Annotated in this window: 18 protein-coding genes; 1 reads left to right on the plus strand and 17 read right to left on the minus strand. The window is 64.6% G+C overall.

What is annotated here, in order from left to right; translation table 11 throughout:
- Positions 1-44 precede the first annotated feature (44 nt).
- The 11 genes from paaD to VGR99_RS04010 form a co-directional block, all read right to left on the minus strand.
- Complete coding sequence (gene paaD / locus VGR99_RS03960) at positions 45-548, minus strand: 1,2-phenylacetyl-CoA epoxidase subunit PaaD (protein WP_326896997.1); 504 nt, start codon at positions 546-548, stop codon at positions 45-47.
- Positions 542-1,318 (minus strand): 1,2-phenylacetyl-CoA epoxidase subunit PaaC, encoded by a 777-nt coding sequence (gene paaC, locus VGR99_RS03965; protein WP_326896998.1) that lies wholly within the window; start codon positions 1,316-1,318, stop codon positions 542-544. Before paaC ends, paaD begins: the two co-directional genes overlap by 7 nt.
- Complete coding sequence (gene paaB / locus VGR99_RS03970; protein ID WP_092186062.1) at positions 1,318-1,605, minus strand: 1,2-phenylacetyl-CoA epoxidase subunit PaaB; 288 nt, start codon at positions 1,603-1,605, stop codon at positions 1,318-1,320. Before paaB ends, paaC begins: the two co-directional genes overlap by 1 nt.
- A 10-nt stretch (positions 1,606-1,615) precedes the next feature.
- On the minus strand, positions 1,616-2,608 hold the full coding sequence (paaA, locus tag VGR99_RS03975; protein WP_326896999.1) for a 1,2-phenylacetyl-CoA epoxidase subunit PaaA: 993 nt from the start codon (positions 2,606-2,608) through the stop codon (positions 1,616-1,618).
- A 76-nt stretch (positions 2,609-2,684) separates the two neighbouring features.
- Positions 2,685-3,551 carry a phenylacetic acid degradation operon negative regulatory protein PaaX gene (gene paaX, locus VGR99_RS03980; protein WP_326897000.1) on the minus strand — a complete coding sequence of 289 codons (867 nt, stop codon included), beginning with the start codon at positions 3,549-3,551 and terminating at the stop codon, positions 2,685-2,687.
- 197 nt (positions 3,552-3,748) lie between these two features.
- Positions 3,749-4,519, minus strand: coding sequence for an alpha/beta hydrolase (locus tag VGR99_RS03985; RefSeq protein WP_326897001.1), 771 nt, complete (start codon positions 4,517-4,519; stop codon positions 3,749-3,751).
- 188 nt (positions 4,520-4,707) lie between these two features.
- The gene (locus tag VGR99_RS03990) at positions 4,708-5,994 is read right to left on the minus strand and encodes a DUF445 domain-containing protein (protein WP_326897002.1); all 1,287 of its coding nucleotides are present in this window, start codon (positions 5,992-5,994) and stop codon (positions 4,708-4,710) included.
- Positions 5,995-6,172: 178 nt separating this feature from the next.
- Positions 6,173-6,628 carry a phasin gene (locus tag VGR99_RS03995; RefSeq protein WP_212343595.1) on the minus strand — a complete coding sequence of 152 codons (456 nt, stop codon included), beginning with the start codon at positions 6,626-6,628 and terminating at the stop codon, positions 6,173-6,175.
- Positions 6,629-6,851: 223 nt separating this feature from the next.
- Positions 6,852-7,445 carry a GNAT family N-acetyltransferase gene (locus VGR99_RS04000; protein WP_326897003.1) on the minus strand — a complete coding sequence of 198 codons (594 nt, stop codon included), beginning with the start codon at positions 7,443-7,445 and terminating at the stop codon, positions 6,852-6,854.
- Positions 7,442-8,524 carry a PHA/PHB synthase family protein gene (locus VGR99_RS04005; RefSeq protein ID WP_326897004.1) on the minus strand — a complete coding sequence of 361 codons (1,083 nt, stop codon included), beginning with the start codon at positions 8,522-8,524 and terminating at the stop codon, positions 7,442-7,444. Before VGR99_RS04005 ends, VGR99_RS04000 begins: the two co-directional genes overlap by 4 nt.
- Entirely contained in the window at positions 8,521-8,904 is a 384-nt protein-coding gene (locus VGR99_RS04010) for a hypothetical protein (protein WP_326897211.1), read from the minus strand. The genes VGR99_RS04005 and VGR99_RS04010 overlap by 4 nt, the downstream gene beginning before the upstream one ends.
- A 166-nt stretch (positions 8,905-9,070) precedes the next feature.
- On the opposite strand from VGR99_RS04010, the gene VGR99_RS04015 reads away from it, so the two are divergent.
- Positions 9,071-9,985, plus strand: a complete 915-nt coding sequence (locus VGR99_RS04015) for an alpha/beta hydrolase (protein ID WP_326897005.1) — start codon at positions 9,071-9,073, stop codon at positions 9,983-9,985.
- Between the two features lie 8 nt (positions 9,986-9,993).
- Here VGR99_RS04015 and VGR99_RS04020 read toward each other — a convergent pair whose 3' ends face one another.
- The 6 genes from VGR99_RS04020 to VGR99_RS04045 form a co-directional block, all read right to left on the minus strand.
- Complete coding sequence (locus tag VGR99_RS04020) at positions 9,994-10,668, minus strand: spermidine synthase (protein WP_326897006.1); 675 nt, start codon at positions 10,666-10,668, stop codon at positions 9,994-9,996.
- A 125-nt stretch (positions 10,669-10,793) separates the two neighbouring features.
- Complete coding sequence (locus VGR99_RS04025; protein ID WP_326897007.1) at positions 10,794-14,030, minus strand: bifunctional cytochrome P450/NADPH--P450 reductase; 3,237 nt, start codon at positions 14,028-14,030, stop codon at positions 10,794-10,796.
- Positions 14,031-14,159: 129 nt separating this feature from the next.
- Complete coding sequence (locus VGR99_RS04030) at positions 14,160-15,155, minus strand: alpha/beta hydrolase (RefSeq protein WP_326897212.1); 996 nt, start codon at positions 15,153-15,155, stop codon at positions 14,160-14,162.
- A gap of 22 nt (positions 15,156-15,177) precedes the next feature.
- Positions 15,178-16,728: a wax ester/triacylglycerol synthase family O-acyltransferase gene (locus VGR99_RS04035; RefSeq protein ID WP_326897008.1), complete on the minus strand. Its 1,551-nt coding sequence runs from the start codon at positions 16,726-16,728 to the stop codon at positions 15,178-15,180.
- A 45-nt stretch (positions 16,729-16,773) separates the two neighbouring features.
- Entirely contained in the window at positions 16,774-17,574 is an 801-nt protein-coding gene (locus VGR99_RS04040) for an alpha/beta hydrolase (RefSeq protein WP_326897009.1), read from the minus strand.
- The gene (locus VGR99_RS04045; protein ID WP_326897010.1) at positions 17,574-17,831 is read right to left on the minus strand and encodes a DUF6489 family protein; all 258 of its coding nucleotides are present in this window, start codon (positions 17,829-17,831) and stop codon (positions 17,574-17,576) included. The genes VGR99_RS04040 and VGR99_RS04045 overlap by 1 nt, the downstream gene beginning before the upstream one ends.
- Between the last annotated feature and the right edge of the window lie 363 nt (positions 17,832-18,194).

The raw sequence follows: 18,194 nt of genomic DNA on the forward strand, positions 1-18,194 counted from the left end.
TTCGCTGCGTTCGCAATGACGATGGGGTTGGCATCGCAACGACCTCAATGACACTTGAAATAATCGAAGGGTTCGCGGCAGGCCTTGCAGCGCCACAGCGCCTTGCAGGAGGTCGAGCCGAATTCGGACAGCAGCTCGGTGTTGTCCGAGCCGCATTGCGGGCACGTGACGGCCTGTTCGCCGAACAGCGCGCGGCGCGAGTGCGAGGCTTGCGGCGGCGCGATGCCGTAGGCGCTCAGCTTGCGGCGGCCCTCCTCGCTCATCCAGTCCGTCGTCCAGGCCGGCGACAGCACCGTGCGCACCTTCGGACGACGGAAGCCGGCGCGATCGAGCGCCACCTCGATCTCGAGCGCTATCATGTTCATGGCCGGGCAGCCCGAATAGGTCGGGGTGATCGCGACCTCGACATGATCGCCGTCGAGCACGACATCGCGGAGGACGCCGAGATCGGCAATGGTCAGCACCGGGATTTCCGGGTCAGCCACGCTCGCCGCGGCGTCCCAGGCGCGCCGGCGCAGCTCGCTGTCATGTTCAAGCACCTTCACCATGTCTGCCCCGGAAACGTGCGCTGCATCGATTGCAGCTCGGACAGGAGATGGCCGAGATGCTCGCTGTGGCGGCCGGCGCGCCCGCCCTGCTGCATCCAGTCATTCTGCGGCAGCGTCAGTTTGGCTTCGCCAGTGACATCGGAGAGCGTCGTCATCCACCGACCGCGCAAGGTGCCGGGATCGATGGCGATGCCGGCATGGATCAGGGCGCGTTCGCCCTCGTCCACGGCAAACATCTCGCCGGTAAAAGCCCAGAGGTGATCGATTGCGGACTGCGCACGGGCGTGGCTTTCGTCCGTGCCGTCGCCGAGCCGGATGATCCATTCCGAGGCGTGGCGCAGATGATAGGCGCTCTCCTTCTCCGACTTGGCGGCAATCGCCGCGAGCGTCGCATCGCGCGAACTCATCATCGCGCGCCAATAGAGATCAGCGAAGGCGGAATAGAAGAACTGCCGCACCAGGGTCTGGGCGAAGTCGCCATTGGGCTGCTCGACCAGCAATAGATTGCGGTACTGCCTGACGTCGCGCAGATACGCGAGCTTGTCCTCGTCGTTGTCCTTGCCTTCGGCCTTGGCGGCGTAGCTGTAGAGCTCGCGGGCCTGACCGATCAGGTCGAGCGCGATGTTGGAGAGCGCCATGTCCTCTTCCAGCATCGGCGCATGCCCGCACCATTCCGACAGACGGTGGCCGAGGATCAGCGCATCGTCGGCGCGGCGCAGCGCGTAGAGCACCAGCGGCGTTTCGGAGACCTGGATGTTGGCGGTCGCCATCACATGTGCCCCACTTCCTCGGGCACCTCATAGAACGTCGGATGCCGGTAGATCTTGGATTCCGCCGGTTCGAACATCATGCCCTTCTCGGCGGGATCGCTCGCGGTGATCGCGGTGGACGGTACGACCCAGATCGACAGCCCCTCGCCGCGGCGGGTGTAGATGTCGCGGGCGGCCTGCAGGGCCATGGTCGCGTCGCTCGCATGCAGCGAGCCGACATGCTTGTGCGCGAGCCCGTTGCGGCTGCGAATGAAGACTTCCCACAGCGGCGTGTTCGGCGTGGTCATCATGATCTCCCTATTCCGCGGCTTGCGCGGTCTGGCGCTGCGCGCGCTTTGCGGAGTAAGCGGCTGCCGCCTCGCGCACCCAGGCGCCTTCATTGTGCGACTTGCGGCGCGCGGCCATGCGGTCACGGTTGCACGGGCCGTTGCCGGCGAGCACCTGCTTGAACTCGGTCCAGTCGATCTCGCTGTAGCGCCAGTGCCCTTCGGCGTCCTGGGTCATGCCTGGATCGGGAATGGTGAGGCCGAGATATTGCGCCTGCGGCACGGTGGCATCGACGAACTTCTGGCGCAGCTCGTCATTGGAGAAGCGCTTGATCTTCCACTTCGTCGAGGTGTCGCTGTGCTGGCTGGTCGCATCGGGCGGGCCGAACATCATCAGCACCGGCCACCACCAGCGGTTCAGCGCATCCTGCGCCATCGTCTTCTGCTCGTCCGAGCCGCGGCACAGCGTCAGCATGATCTCGTAGCCCTGGCGCTGGTGGAACGATTCCTCCTTGCAGACGCGGATCATCGCGCGCGCATAGGGACCATAGGAGCAGCGGCACAGCGGGATCTGGTTCATGATCGCGGCGCCGTCGACCAGCCAGCCGATGGTGCCGATGTCGGCCCAGGTCAGCGTCGGATAGTTGAAGATCGATGAGTATTTTGCTTTCCCCGCGAGCATCGCGTCGACCAGTTCTTCGCGCGAGGCGCCGAGTGTCTCGGCGGCAGCATAGAGATAGAGCCCATGGCCGCACTCGTCCTGCACCTTGGCGAGCAATGCAGCCTTGCGGCGCAGGGTCGGCGCGCGCGTGATCCAGTTGCCTTCGGGCAGCATGCCGACGATTTCGGAATGGGCGTGTTGGGAGATCTGACGGGTGAGCGTCTTGCGATAGGCCGCCGGCATCCAGTCGTTCGGCTCGATGCGCTCCTCGGCATCGATGCGGGCCTGAAACTGCGCAGCCTTGGCCGCGTCCTCGAGACCGCGATCGTCGGTCTCGGCCGTATTCAGCGCCTGGGTATACATGCGCGTCCTCCCGTTTTATTGGGAGGCAATATATAACAAAATTTACTTCATGCAAGATATTTCTGTAACATATAAATCAGACCTCGAACCTCCTCTCCAGAAGCTTCCGCGCCGGCGGCAGCGGCCCTTTTTCATTGGTTCCATGGCCATCAAGCCATTGTTCCGACGGCGCAAGCAGCGCCCGATAGACCTCACCGCAGAGCGCGCGGGCGGCCCTGCCCGGCCAGTCCGCCGGCAGCAGGCTGTCCGGCAGCAGCGGATCGCGCAGCACGACGCGGCGGTAGTAGTGGATCAAGAGAATGCGCGCGGTAAAGGCGTCCGCCCCGGACAGATCCGTGCCACGGGCGAGCGCAGCGCGGAGCGGTTCAAAGGTCTTCATGAATTTCAGATAGGCGTCGGCGGTGCGGTCCAGCGGCCAGCTCGCGCTGAGCAGGCGGCGGCCGCTGTCATCCTCGGCCGACACTTCGAGACGAATGGCGCCGGCGGCCTCGTCCGGCACCGGCACGCCTGAGGGCGCAACCCACACGCCCGGTAGCGGGCTGCCGAAGCCGGCATTGCGGAGCGCTTCGCGCGAGACGTCGCGGTCCTCGCCATTGCCGATCAGGAGCAACTCGAAGCGGCCGGTCCAGTCGGACGGCGGCGGATCGTAGATGTGGCGCGTCGCGGCCTCGAACGTCTGGCGCCCCTTGTCGGCCAGGCGATAAAAGCTGTTGCGGCCGACCTTTTCGCGCGTCAGCCAGCCATCGGTCGCGAGGCGCGACATCGCCGTACGCACCACGCCGGCATCAATGTCCAGGCTTTCGAAGAATTCCAGCAACGTGCCGAGCCACACCGAACCGCCGCGCGGCACGATAGCGTCGCCAAAGACGGTGACGACGATGGAGCCGGTACGCGACGGCTCGCGCTTGAGCTGGTCGATGATGCGGGAGAGCGGATGCGCCATGCGCGAGGCATAGCGCGTTTGGTGCGGGCGCGACAATGGACGGGAGCGACAATGCGAGAGCCGGGCTCGATCCTTCGAGACGGCGCTTCGCGCCTCCTCAGGATGAGGTCTACCCTCTTTGGCGCGGCGTCACTTGCTCTCAACCCTCATGGTGAGGAGCGCGGCAGAGCCGCGCGTCTCGAACCATGCAGGCCCGACTACCGATGCGGATCGGGATAGGCCAGGCTGCGCCAGCCGCTGCGATCGAACGGCCGCCACTGGCCTTCCTTCTGCGCGAGACGGTCGGCCACCGCATAGACGGCGGCGGGATGGTGGCCCATGCCGCAATGGCTGCTCTCGACCTCGATGCTCTCGGTCTGCGCGCCCGACTTCTCCATGCAGCCCTGCCAGGCGCAGACGCCGTCGGTGCGGCTGAAGATGGCGGTGGTCGGCACCGGCGGCGGCACGGCGAGCTCGCCGCCGAACTCCGGATCAACCTCGTCGGACTTCCGGCCGCTCGCCCATTCATAGACGCGCCAGGCATTGGTCGAGCGGGGATTGCCAGCGAAGGGACTGCCGAGCGTGATCACCTGGCGCACGCGCTCGGGCATCATCTTGGCGAGCTGGCGCGCATAGAGGCCACCGAGGCTCCAGCCGACCAGGCTGATCTTGCGGTCGCGCGTGTCGCTGAGCTCGTGGACCAGATCCACCATCGCATGCTGCACGCCCTCGCGCAGGCCATAGTTGCGGCCCTGGCGCCAGCCGCTCACCGCATAACCCTTGCTGGTCAGAAAGCTGCGCAGCGCGCGCGTAGAAGCATCTGAGGCCACGAGGCCCGGCAGCACCAGCACCGGATGCCCATCGCCGCGCGGCGCGAGGCTCAGCAGCGGCAACGCGCCGAGGAATGCGCCGAACTCGTGGATCGCGCGCCCTTCCAAAAACATCAGAGTGCGGGACGGCGGACGCAGCGTCTGGGAAGTAGCGGTCATCAATGGATCCCCTGGGGAAGGCGCCGGCCGCGATGCCGGCAATGGGCATGAATTCCAATACGCCGGCTTCTTGAACGTTCCGCAGCGCAACATGAATCAGCTAGGCGGCCGGTTGCTGACATTCAAGCGGGAGAGACGCGAAGCGACAATAGGCCTGCGCGTTAATGCCGACGGCCGTGACGCAAAAGTCACAACAATCGGAGCAGGGATTCTACGGAGTAGAGCGTAAGTCCGGCAAGGCCGCCGATCAGCGAGCCGTTGAAACGGATGTATTGCAGGTCGCGCCCGATGTTGATTTCGATCAGCGAAATCAACTGCGCCATGTCCCACGCCTTGACCTGATCGGAGATGAAGGTCGAGACGCCGCTCTTCTGGTCGGCGACGAAGCTGCGCAACACCGTCACGAGGCCCTTGTTGATCTCGCCGCGCAGCTCGGCATCGCCGGCGAGCGCCTCGCCCGCGGAAACGAACATGCCGGCGAGATGATGCTGCAGCACCTGCGTCTCGCCGCTCGCGCTGCGCTCGATGAACGAGCGCGTGTTGGCCCAGACGGTGCGCGCGAGATCGGCGAGCTCGGGCCGCGCCAGCAGGTCGCGCTTCAAGCCGTCGATGCGATCGATATAGGCCTTGTCGGTACCGAGCCTGTCGACGAAGCCCAGCACCATGCGGTCGAATTCGCCGCGGAACGGATGCTTGGGATCGCTGCGCACCTCGTTGAAGAAAGCCGTCGCCGACGACACGATCTTGTTCACCAGAAACTTGTCGGCACGGTAGAGATTGAGCAAGGTCGGCAGCTCCGCGCGCACCTTTTCGCGGATCATCGCCATCGTCTCTTTCTGGTTCAGCGTCTCGTGCATCACGCGCAGAAGATCGTCGAACAGGATCTGGTGGCGCCCCTCCGCAACGAAGCCGCGTAGCGTGCCGGCCGCGAGCGGCGCGAGGTCGATCCCCTGAAGCTGCGAGGACATGCGGCGGATGATAAAGGTCATCAGGCCGGAGCTTTCCGTCGCGGAGACCGCCTCCGGCAGCAGACGCAGCGCGAAGCGCGCAAGGTCATCGCTGCGCTTGCGGTCGCGCAGCCAGTCGGCGACGAAGGAGCCGAAGTCGATCTCGTTCAGTTTGGCCTCGACGGGACCGGCTTCGAGAAAATGCACCTGGATGAACTCGCCGAGCTTGTCGGCGATGCGGGCCTGGTTGCTCTGGATGATCGCGGTGTGCGGGATCGGCAGGCCGAGCGGCCGCTTGAACAGCGCGACCACCGCATACCAGTCAGCGAGCCCGCCGATCGTCGCGGCCTCCGCGAAGGCCGCAATGAAGCCGAACACGGGATGCACGGGCAGCAGCCATTTCGCGACGGCGAACAGCAGAAGCGTCGAGGCCAGCACCAGCGTCGCGAGCGCCTTGACGCGGCGCAGCTCGGCCGCACGCTCGGCGTCGCCGGGGGTGTCGAAGGAGAAATTGCTTGAAAGAGTCATCACTGCATCACCCTACTCCGTCATTGCGAGCGAAGCGAAGCAATCCAGAGTCTTTCCACGGAGGCAGACTGGATTGCTTCGCTTCGCTCGCAATGACGGCGGCCAGTGACGGCAGCGCAAAAACAAAAGGCCCGCCGAAGCGGGCCTCAAAATTTCAGTTTGGACTCAGGGCACCAGATCAGGCGGTCTTGTTGTAGACCTTGGCGAAGTTGTCCTGAGCGGACTTCGCACCGTTGGCAGCGAGCTTGCCGAAATAGTCGGCGGTCGCCTTGGCGCGCGAGACGAACACTTCGCCGCGAGCGCGGAGCAGGCTCGACTGGATCTCGACGGCTTCGCTGACCGACTTGGCGGACGCGAGCTTGTCGATGCCCGAGAAGAACGCCTCGGCGTCCTCGTAGATCGCCTGCTGAATGTTGCGGCTGATCTTGCCGGCTTCAGTGACGGACTCGGTCACCGCGTTCTCGACGGCGGCGGTCACGCGCTCGGAGCCAGCGAACACCTCGGCAGCACGGTCCTTGGCGGTGTTGGCAGTCTTCTTGACGAATTCGCGGGCAGCCTCGGGAACTTCCAGGTTCTGGATGTTCTTGAAAGCGTCTTTGAAGCCCTCGAAAGCGGTGTTGGTTTCGGTGGTCATTGGGGTTCTCTCCATCCTCATTGGGTTGAGCTATGGGCTCACCCCGTCCGCATTGGCCCGGGGCACGACCTATATGGCACGGTTAATTGTGCGTCGCAATATGTGTGCTGCACTGCGATATCACGAAATCGTGAACAGCCTTAATGGGAGGCATCCTGATGCCTCCCTAGCCAGCCGGGTTCCGCAGCAAGCCGAGGCGGCGTTCAATGCTGGACGGCGCTTTCTAGTGCTGGACGGCGCCTGGCACCCCATAGGCCTCCATCTGGGCCTGGACCTGCGCGATGTTGTGGCCGAGCACGACGATGTCGTGGGTCTTGCCGTCGATATCCCGGACATGGTCGCGCAGCAGCGCCTCGGCCTTGAAGCCGAGGCTCTCGAACAGCGCGATCGCCGCCTGCTGATCCACCGTCATCTGGACCGAGAGCTTTTCGAGGCCGGCACCGAGCGCGAGGGCAAAGGTCTCCTGCGACAGCGCCCGCCCCACCCCCTTCCCGCGCACATCGAGCGAGACCACCATCCGGATCTCGCCGACATGGGGCGACCAGGAATGCGGATCGCGCACCAGCGTGCCACAGCCGACGACCCTGGCGTCCCTCACGGCAAGGAGGCTCTGAATCGCCCCGCGCTCGATCTCCTTGACCCAGGCCGACAGCACCTTCGGCTCGCTGATGTTGCGCGGCAGGAACAGCAGATCGTGGGTCGGCAGGCCCTTGCCGAAGGCGAGCACCGCGGCTTCGTCCGCAGGCGACATCAGGCGGATCTCGATGTCGCCGGCGTCGGTCTTGACGTGACGCGGATAGGAACGCTGCTCGCTCATGTCGATCTCTTCCCCAGCCAGGAATCCAGTTTCGGCCACAGCCGCTTTACCGCATTGGCACCGGCGACCAGCGAGACGTGACCGCCCTTCAGCATCACCTCTTCCTTGTCCTCCGAGCCGATCTTCGTGATCAGGTGTTTTGCGGCGTCATAGGGCACGATGTGATCGTGCTCGGCGACCGCATGCAGGATCGGCACCTTGATGTCCTCGAGCTTCGCCGCCCGGCCGCCGACCGACATGGCGTCGTTGAACAGCTTGTTGCCCCACATCAGGTCCTTGGTGATGGTGCGGAAATATTCGCCCGCGAGCGGCAGCGTGTCGGTCGCCCAGCGGTCGAACATCCGGTACGACTTCACGAACTCGTCGTTCCAGATGTTCTCCCAGAGCTGGATCTGGCTCACGGTACGCGAAGCCGGGCGCAGCATCTCGAACGAGGACAGGATCATCTCCGGCGGCACGTTGCCGACACTGTCGACCAGGCGGTCGACGTCGAAATAGCGGCGGTCGGAGAAATTCGAGAACAGCTTCATTTCGCGAAAATCGATCGGCGTGGTGAAGCAGATCAGATTCTTCATCGGCCCGTCCTTGTGGATCGAGCCGTAGAGCAGCGACAGCACGCCGCCGAAGCAATAGCCGATGATGGAGACATCCTGCTCGCCGGAATCGGCCTGCACGCGGCGGACGCAATCCGGGATGAAGTCGAGGACGTAATCCTCCATCCGCAGGCTCTTCTCCTCAGGTCGCGGCGCGCTCCAGTCGAGCATGTAGACGTCGTAGCCGCGCCTCAGCAGGAACTCGATGAAACTCTGGCCGGGCACGAGGTCGAGGATGTAGCCGCGGTTAGTGGTCGCCATCACGATCAGCACCGGCACGCGGTAGATCTCGTCCGACATCGGCCGGTAGTGATAGAGGCTCATGGTGCCGCGCGAATGCAGCACGTCCTTCGGCGTCGAGCCGAGCGTGGGTCCGGAGGTCGAGAAATATTCGACGCCCTTGATGCTGCGCTGGATGGCGCGCTGCACCTCGGACTGGATGCGCTCCGGGATAGATGCGAAATCAAGTCCCGTCGCCGCGTTCATTTCTGCTCTCCGTTCTCGGAGGGCGGACGCTTCGTCCGCGGCGGCTTTGGCGCCCCATCGATGCCCTGCGAGATGCCGGAACTCGCCGCCATCTGGCTCAGCATCGATTTCATCTCACCGATCTGGGCTTCGATGGACTGCAGCCGCTCCGCAAGGCCCGTCACCTGCTCGCGGCTCGGCAGGTTCATCGTGACGAGGTATTTCTCCATGAGCTCGCCGAGCTGCTTCTGAGCACCTGCAGCAACTCCGCCCGCACGGTTCATCGCCTGAGAAAATTCGGGCGAAGACATGGCCTGGTTGGCGAAGGAGTTGAACCCCTTCTCCATCTCACCCACCATCTTCTGCCACATGGCGACCGGGTCATTGGTCTTGTCGGTCATCGGCGTCCTCCTGGTACCCGAGAGCTTGGACGCCCTTCTTTTTTCGCCATACGACACCGTTGCGAGGAAGCGGTCAACCGGCAGGTCATCAGGTGCGGCGCACACGGCTTCTTTGCCGCGTGAAACCGTGCGATACAGCATCAGCCAGCAGAGAGGGAACGCATCCGTGACCGCCCATCAGCCGCCCCAGACCATCCGCGCCAACGGCATCGACATCTGCTACGAGATCTTCGGCAACGACAATGCCGAGCCGCTGCTGCTGATCATGGGGCTCGGCGCGCAGATGATCCATTGGGACGATGCGTTCTGCGAGCAGCTCGCCGTGCACGGCTTTCGCGTAATCCGCTTCGACAATCGCGACATCGGCAAGTCAAGCCATCTCAGCGGCGGCAAGCGCCTGACGCCGCTCGAGCTGCTGAAGCTGCGCTTCCTCAAAATTCCCGTGGCCGCGCCCTACAAGCTGATCGACATGGCCAGGGACACGATCGGGCTGATGGATGCGCTCAGCATCAAGTCGGCGCATCTCGTCGGTGCGTCCATGGGTGGCATGATCGCGCAGGAGGCGACGCTGTCGTTTCCCGAGCGCGTGCGCTCGCTGACCTCGATCATGTCGACCACGGGCAATCCGCGCGTGCCGCCGCCGACGCGCGAGGCCGCCGCGATGCTGATGGCGCCGCCGCCGCAGGGTAAGGAAGAGTTCGTCGTTCGCTTCGGCGAGACATGGAAGCTCTTGCGCGGCGGATCGTTTCCGGAAGAGGAGGCGCTCGATCTCGACCGTGCCGAGCGCGTGTTCGCACGCGGGCTCAATCCGGCCGGCGTCGGCCGGCAGCTCCGCGCCGTGCTGGCCTCCGGCAGCCGCAAGGAACGGCTGCGGGGCGTGAAAACGCCGACGCTGGTGATCCACGGCACCGTCGATCCACTGGTCCGTCCCGAAGGCGGCAAGGACACGGCAGAGTCGATCCCCGGCGCAAAGCTGCTGATGATCGAGGGCATGGGCCACGCGCTGCCGATGCGCTTCTGGCCCGACATCATCCGCGCCATCGACAAGCACGCGCATGGCGCGGCGGCGCTAGCGGCGTAGAGCGGCCCTCAAGCCTTCTTTGCGATCCAGATTACGTGACGCGCGCCGCCGCCTCTGCCGGTGGCGCGGACGGCGACCTCGTTGACGTCCAAGCCGGCAGTGCGAAGACGCTTCGTGAAGGCGGGATTGGGTCCCGACGACCAGACCGCGAGCACGCCGCTGGGCCGCAGCGCCGTCTTTGCCGCTTTCAACCCGTTCGCATTGTAGAGCGCGTCATTGCCCTTCCGGGTCAGCCCTTCGGGCCCGTTGTCGACGTCGAGCAGAATGGCGTCGAAGGCAGCGCTCTTCGCCCGGATGACTTCGCCGACGTCGATCTCGCGGATGTTGACACGTGGATCATCGAGGCTGTCGCCAAAAACTTCCGCCATCGGACCGCGCGCCCAGGTGACGACCGCCGGCACCAGCTCGGAGACCACGATCTTCGCCTTGGCGCCCAGCACGGTGAGCGCCGCGCGCAAGGTAAAACCCATGCCGAGGCCGCCGATGAGGACGACGGGTTTTGCGAGCGTCTCGATCTGCTTCGCCGCGAGCGTCGCGAGCGCGGCTTCGGAACCCGACAGGCGATTGTTCATCAGCTCGTTGGTGCCGAGCTTGATCGAAAACTCCTTGCCCCGCCGCATCAGGCGGAGCTCTTCGTCGGAGCCGGGGATCTTGGCGGTGTCGAGTTTTTCCCAGGGAATCATGGGGGAGCTTTAGCACGATTACTTCGTAGCCCGGATGGAGCGAAGCGCAATCCGGGGGTGTTTCTCCTGTGAGAGACTGTCCCGGATTTCGCTGCGCTCCATCCGGGCTACGGCAGGGGCCTGGGCTATCCTCCCGCCCAGACATCCAGCACATACCGGTTCTTCGCGCCCATTTCCTCGATCCAGCGGGCGCCCGTGGCGGCATCGCTGCCGCTCTTCTCGCGATGGATCGCGACCAGCGCTGCCTTCACGTCAGGCTCCATCTTGCCGCCGTCGCCGCAGACATAGATGATCGCGCCCTGCTCGATCAGCGGCCAGACCTTGTCCTTCTGCGCGGCGAGCACGTGCTGGACATAGGTCTTGGGTCCGTCCGCGCGCGAGAACGCGGTGAACAGCTCCGTGACGCCGCTTGCGGCCAGCGCCTTCAGCTCATCCGCGTAGAGGAAATCCTGGTCGGGATGGCGGCAGCCGAAGAACAGCATCGCCGGGCCGAGCGCAGCGCCTTTCGCCTTGCGCGCGGCGCGCTCCTGGAGGAAGCCGCGGAACGGCGCCAGGCCCGTGCCCGGGCCGATCATGATGATCGGCACCGATGGATCATCGGGAAGACGGAAGCCGGCCTTGGTCTCGCGCACCGTGGCGTAGATCGCATCGCCCGAACGCCGGTTGGCGAGATAGTTCGAACAGATGCCTTTGTAGGTGCCACGCCCCGACGCCGCCGGACCTTCGACCACACCGACCGTGACGCTGCAGCGCGCCGGATCGACCGACGGCGAGGACGAGATCGAGTAATAGCGCGGCGCCAGCAGCGAGAGCATTTCCAGGTAGACGTGGAACGGCAATTCGCAGGCTGGATATTCAAGCAGCAGGTCAAACACCGATTTGCGCCTGGCCAGAATCTCGCTGCGATAGCGTTCGAGCGGCTCAGCCTCCTCACCGACGAAGGCCAGCAGCTTCGGCTTGGTGACCGGGCAGCGGGTGTGCTCGGCCATGGTCTGGATCTGCTTGCGCGTCGCCACCTGCTGCAGTTCGACGAACTCGCTGAGGAGGCGTCCGACCGATACCGCATTGCCGACCGGCAATTGCGCGCGGCGGCCCTCGGCGACCTGAAGCCTGATCTGGTCGGCCGGCAGGAAGCCGAAACGGCGGGCAACCGAATCCACCAGCGTCGGATCGTTGCGCGGAACCACGCTCAGATGATCGCCGACGCGGTAGGTGACGTTGGCCGGCAGTTGCACCTCGATATGGCGCGTCGAGCGCTCCGACGGGTTGGCACCGGACTTGTTCTGCAGCTCGTCATTGACCAGCACCTTCATCGCCACAGCGCCGCCCTGCGCGACGATGGTGTTGACGGCGGTCACCGCCACCGGCTCGATCGCATAGAGCGGATCGTCCTCCGCGGTGCGGGTGAAATTCCAGTCGATGCCGAATTCCTTGGTCGCGACCTGGGCCGCCGCCGGGAACCACTTCTGGAACTGGCCGTCGAGATCGCTGCGCGCATCGCCCTCGCCACGCGGATAGACCGCGCGTGCGCCGTGCTTCGACAATTGCTCGTCGATGAAGCGCGGCACCGACTGATAGGTCGCTGCCCAGTCGCTGTTGCCGCAGCCGAACACGGCGTAGCGCACCTTGGCAAAGGTATCCTTCGGCAGATCGTCGCCGAGCCATTTGACGAATTGCGTCGCATTGTCGGGCGGCGCGCCGTTATAGGAGGCGCAGATGATCAGGACGCCGCCCTCCTGCGGCAGCCTGCCGACATATTCGTCGAGCGTTCCAAGGTGCACGGCAAAGCCATTGATCTCCGCGAGGTCGGCCATGCGGGTCGCGAGCTCCTCGGCGGTGCCAAGATTGGAGCCGTAAAGCACCAGCATCGGCGTGTTGTGGCCGGGCCGCGTGGTCGGCTGACGCGGCGCCCTCGGCGCCGCAACCGCAACCGCGATGGGCCCGCCATAGGCACCGCGCTCGCGATCGGCGCGCGGCCGCACCTTGATCTTGAAGCCCTCCGGCTTCATCGTCAGCGTTTCCTTCAGGTGCATCTGGTAGCGCTGGTGATCGATCAGCTTGAGGCGCTGCAGGATCATGCCGAGCGCGAGTGCGGCCTCGTGCATGGCAAAGCCGCGGCCGATGCAGGCGCGCTGGCCGTTGCCGAACGGCTTCCAGGCATTGATCGGCCGCTTTGCTTCAGCCTCCTTGCTGAAATTCTCGGGATCGAAGGCATCGGGGTTCGGCCCCCAGACGCTGGGGTCGCGATGCAGCGCCGTCACCAGAATGGTGGTGAACGTGCCCTTCCGGAGCTTGTACTTGCCGCCGCCGATGGTCTCGTCGTTGAGCGGCGAGATGCCGTAGGCAGGCGCCGGCGGCCACAGCCGCAGTGCCTCCTTCAGGATCTGCGTGATGTAGGTGAGCTGCGTCACCTGCTGGTAGGTCGGCTTGGCATTGACGTCGGGACCGAAGACGCGGTCGACCTCGTCATAGGCCTTCCTGAGAATGTCCGGATGCTTGAGCAGGGCATAGAGCGTGTAGGACAACAGGCCGCTGGTGGTCTCGTGGCCGGCGATCAGGAAGGTGTTGATCTGGTAGCGGATGTTGACGTCGTCGAGCTGTTCGCCGGTCGAGCGGTCGACACCGGTCATCATCGCGGCGAGCATGTCCTTCTTGTCGTCGATCCCTTCCGAACTCTTGCGGCGTTCGGCGATGATCTCGTCGACCATCTTGTTCATGAAGGCGACGTCTTCCGCCAGGGTCTTTCGCCGCTTCTGCATCCAGAGCTGCTCCAACGGCAGGCCCCGCGTCATCATGATGGTTTCGAGCGAGCGCACCAGCGACTCGACGAAGGGATGGTAGTCGCGCCGGTAGAACGAATTGAACCGGTACTCGAAACCGCACAGGCCGATCGTATCAAGCGTCAGCGCGGTCATGTCGTGGACGACGTCGATCTCGTCGTCGGCGTTGAGCCGCTCCCATTTCTGGACGAGCTGCTCGGCGATGTCGACCATGCTCGGGTGATAGGACTGCATGGCGCGGTTGCCGAACGGCTGCAGCAGGATGTTGTGCGCCTTGCTCCAGTTCGGCTCCCTGGTGTCGGCCGTGAACAGGCCGTCGCCGCCGACCGCACGCACGCGCCGCAGCGCGCCGCGCACCGTCTTGTCGAAGCGCTTCTCGTCGGAAAGCTCGTCGACGAGATCGTGGCCGGAGACGACAACGATCGGCGAGCCCATCATGTCGAGCCAGAAGATCGGACCCAGCTCCTTCGCGAGCCGCGTCAGGTGCTGCACGGGCGCGGCCGAGTCCAGCGACAGCATGTTGCCGACCACCGGCTTGGTCGGCGGATGCGGAATCGGATCCAGACGGTTCTTGGTTGACATTGAAAGTGCTTCCCCCCTGATCGCGTCATTCCGGGGCGATGCGCAGCATCGAACCCGGAATCTCGAGATTCCGGGTTCGCCCTTCGGGCGCCCCGGAATGACGTCTCATTTACATCGACGACCGGGTTGTTACCCAAACCGCCTTCTACGCCATTCGATCAGCTTGGCGCTGACCTCTTCCGGCTTCTCCTGCTGTGTCCAATGGCCGCTGTCCTTCACCAGGTACTTCTCGAGATCGGACACCAGCGTCTCCATGCCATCCGCCGCCGACGGCGGCAGCACGGCGTCGTTCTCGGCCATGATCATCAATGAGGGAACGCTGATGTGATGGTCCAGCCCCTTCGAACGCTCCCAGTTGCGGGTGAAATTGCGATACCAGTTGATGCCGCCGGTGAAGCCGGTTGTCGTGAAAGTGTCGACGAACACCTTCTTCTCCTCCGCCGACAGGATCGGCGTGCGCGGATCATGCCTGGAATCGTAGTTCGCAATCATCTGCGGAAACGCCAGGTTGATGCGGGGCGAGGCACCAATGCCCGCGATCGGCTGTTCCTCCGGCGCACCGGGAGGGCGCGCGGCCGGCTTGCGCATGAAGGCATCGAAGGTCTCTTCGACGCGGCTGCCGAAGATCCTGTCCGGCTCGCGCGCGGGGTCCTGGAACTGGACGATATACATCTGGTCGCCGAAGCGTTGGCGGAACAGCGCGATCGGATCCATCGGTGCGCGATCCCAATGCGGGGTGTTGACGCCGACGACACCGGCGACACGCGTCGGATGCCGCAGCGGCATCTGCCAGACGACGAAACCGCCCCAGTCGTGGCCGACGAAAATCGCCTTGTCGATGTTGAGATGATCGAGCAGTCCGACGAGATCGCCGGTCAGATGCTCCATGTCATAGGCTTCGACCGGCTCTGGCCGGTCGGTCGCACCGTAGCCGCGCTGATCGGGCGCGATCACGCGGATACCGGCCTCGCTCAGCGCCTTGATCTGGTGGCGCCAGGAGAAGGCGAGTTCGGGCCAGCCGTGACACAGCACGACCGGCGGTTTGTCCGTGACCGGGCCCGCCTCGTAATAGCCCATGCGGATTCCGTTCGTCTGCGCGAAGTTGAGCGGCGGCATTTCAATCATCATACGGTTCCTGACAAATTTCCTATTCCGCCGCGCCCTTGATGTCCGCTGCCGGCGGCGCGTAGGCCGCCTCGAGTGCAGCGAACTCCCCCGGCAGCATGTCGCACATCACCTGCACATGCGGGATGATGTTGGCGCCGACGATGAAGCCGAAATCGAGCTGGTCGCGATAGCTCTGCACGGTGATGTTGAGCGCCTGCCCGTGCGTCGAGATCGACACCGGGAAGATGTGCAGCAGCTCGGCGCCCGCCGCATAAAGCGTCTGCCGCGGCCCCGGCACGTTGGACACCGTGATGTTCGCCGCCGGCGGCAGCACGTCCGACAAATTGGAGCGGCTGTAGAGCAGCGCCAGGATCTGCACCATGATCGGCGCGCCCAGCATCGAGATGTTGGAGACCTGGGGCATCAAGGCGCGCAGCGGATGCGACATCTCCTTGGACTTGGTCGATTGTGCGATAATCGCTTCCAGCCGCGCCTTGGGATCGTCGATATTGGTCGCGATCGCGCAGATCATGCCGAACACCTGGTTGTTGGCCTCGGTGTTGCCCTCCTCGCGGAGCGAGATCGGCACCGCCGCGGTCAGCGATTTCGCCGGCAGCGTGCCGTATTGCTGGAGGTAGCGCCGGACCACGCCGGAGGCGAGCGCCAGCACGACGTCGTTGAGCTTGCCGCCGGCGAGCTTCGCCAGCGCCTTGGAGCGCGACAGCGAGATCGACACGCCGGCAAAGCTGCGTTCCGACGAGATCGTCTTGTTGAGCATGGTCGGCGGCGACACCATGCTGGCGAGGCTCTCGCGCGACTTCGGATCGGAGACCTTGCCCAGCACCTCGGAGACGCTCTTGACCATGGTCGGGATATTGCCGGCGAAGCGCACCGCGCTTTCGATCTGGTACATCGCGTTGTCGAACAGGATCGAGCCGATGTCGCTCTTGCCGGTGCGCGGCAGTTGCAGGTTCTTCGCCGCCGCCGATGCATCGAGCGGCTGGCTGAACAGCTGCTGATAGGAATCCAGCAGGTTCGCCGCGATGTCGCGCGGCTCCTGGCCGGGCTTCGACCCGCCGGACGGCGGATCGACCTGCCGCGGGATCGGCGAGATGTCGTAGATCATGTTGGTCAGCGCAGCACCGGCGCCGCCGTCGATCGCGGCATGGTGCATCTTGGAATAGAGCCCGACTTCGTTGTCCTTCATGCCTTCGAAGACATAGAACTCCCAGAGCGGGCGCGCGCGGTTCAACAGCTTGGCGTGCATCCAGCCGACGATGCGTTCGAGCGTGGCGCGGTCGCGCGGCTGCGGCAGGCTGGCGCGGAAGATGTGACGGTCGATGTCGAACTGGTCGTCCTCGACCCAGGAGGGATGATCGATATCGAGCGGCGCCTTCTCCAGCCGCGCTTTAAGGATAGGCGCGATGTGCAGGCGCGAGACGATCATCGCCTTGAAGTCTTCGAAGAAGTCGCCCTTGTAGTCGTCGGGCAGGCGAAAGATGGCCATGCTGCCGACATGCATCGGCATTTCCGGCGTTTCCAGATACAAAAACGATGCGTCCAGCGACGACAGCTTCTTACCGTCAGCCATAGTTCCCTCCCGAGGATTTGACGGGCACCTTGGCGGCGCTTCTCGTCAGGCCGATACTGCCTGTTCCGGCGGGGCATATGCAATGGCAAACGGCCCTGCCCGGTCGAACGGCCAGAACTCCCCTTCCGGCTGGGCGAGGCGGTCCGCCACCGCCCACAGCGCGGCAGGGTTAACGCCGAGCCCGATATGGCTCGCCAGATGCACCTCGATGTTCTCGGCGCGGTCGGAGGGACGGAGCAGACAGGTCCGCCAGTTCACGACACCGTCGGCGCGCGAATAGATCGACGTCGCCGGAACCGGCAGATCGCCGGCAATCGCCTCGCGCAGCTCCGAGAGATCCTCGACCCGCTCGCCGGACAGCGCTTCGTAAAGCCGTGTGGCATTGGTCGCCCGCACGTCATTGGCAAACGGACTGCCGAGCGTGACGACATAACGGACCATGTCCGGCGCCTGCAGCGCAAGGTCGCGCGCATAGACACCGCCAAGACTCCAACCGACCAGGCTGACCTTGCGCCCGCTCGCGGCATGGATCTCGGCAAGGCGCGCGCGCAAGGCCTCCCGCATCCGCCCGAAACCGCCGAGATTACGGCCCATCCGCCAGGCCTGCGCCTCATAGCCGAGCTCGCTGAGATAGCGTCGCATCGGCACCATCGAGAGATCGCTGGCGAGAAAGCCCGGCAGCGCCAGCACCGGATGGCCGTCGCCCCTCGGCGCGCGCATCAGGAGCGGCGACAGCATCAGGCTGGCGTTGAATTCGAACAGGCCGCGGGCTTCGGCCAGCAGCAGGCCGAGGCTCGGCGGACGAAGCCGGCGCGTATCCCGCGGCCCGTCCGGCCCGGGCGCCATTATTTCTTCTTGTCGCTACTGCGCGGGCTGCCGAGACCGGCCATGGTGACGAACATGTCCTGAAACCGCTCGGCGATCTTGGGATCGAAGGTGAACCAGCTCTGGAGCAGCGATTCCGGCGAAACCTTCTCGATGTTGCTCAGGATCTGCTGCTGCAGCTTGTCCATCACCGCCGTCTGCATCGGCGCCACGTCGGGCAGACCGAAGAACTGGCGGGCTTCAAGGGGGGTGCAGTCGATTTCGATATTAACTTTCATGTCCCCTCCGGATGAGATTCGAGCGGCCTGTCGGAGTATCGCCGCGACCCGGTGTGCAACGCAAGCGACCTGAGGCGGGTGACCGGCGCCGGCTTCCGCAATCGGCAGGTATAGTCAATCAAATCGCTTTCGTCACAAAAGCGCTTCGCATGACGCCCGCACGGGCCGTCGCAGCCGTGGCCCCGGGGATTTCACCGGTCGAAAGTCGAATATCGGCCGCGGACCTTCGCCCTCAAATTGCCGGTCAGCATTGCTGCACAGCGGTGCAACTTGGCGCGTTCCTTGCTGGAATGGCGCTTGCACGGGTCGAGAACTCTGGGCAACATGGATCGATCAGCCCCGCCGAACAATCAAAAACGACGG

The sequence above is a fragment of the Bradyrhizobium sp. genome (genome assembly GCF_035935975.1).
GTDB lineage: Bacteria > Pseudomonadota > Alphaproteobacteria > Rhizobiales > Xanthobacteraceae > Bradyrhizobium.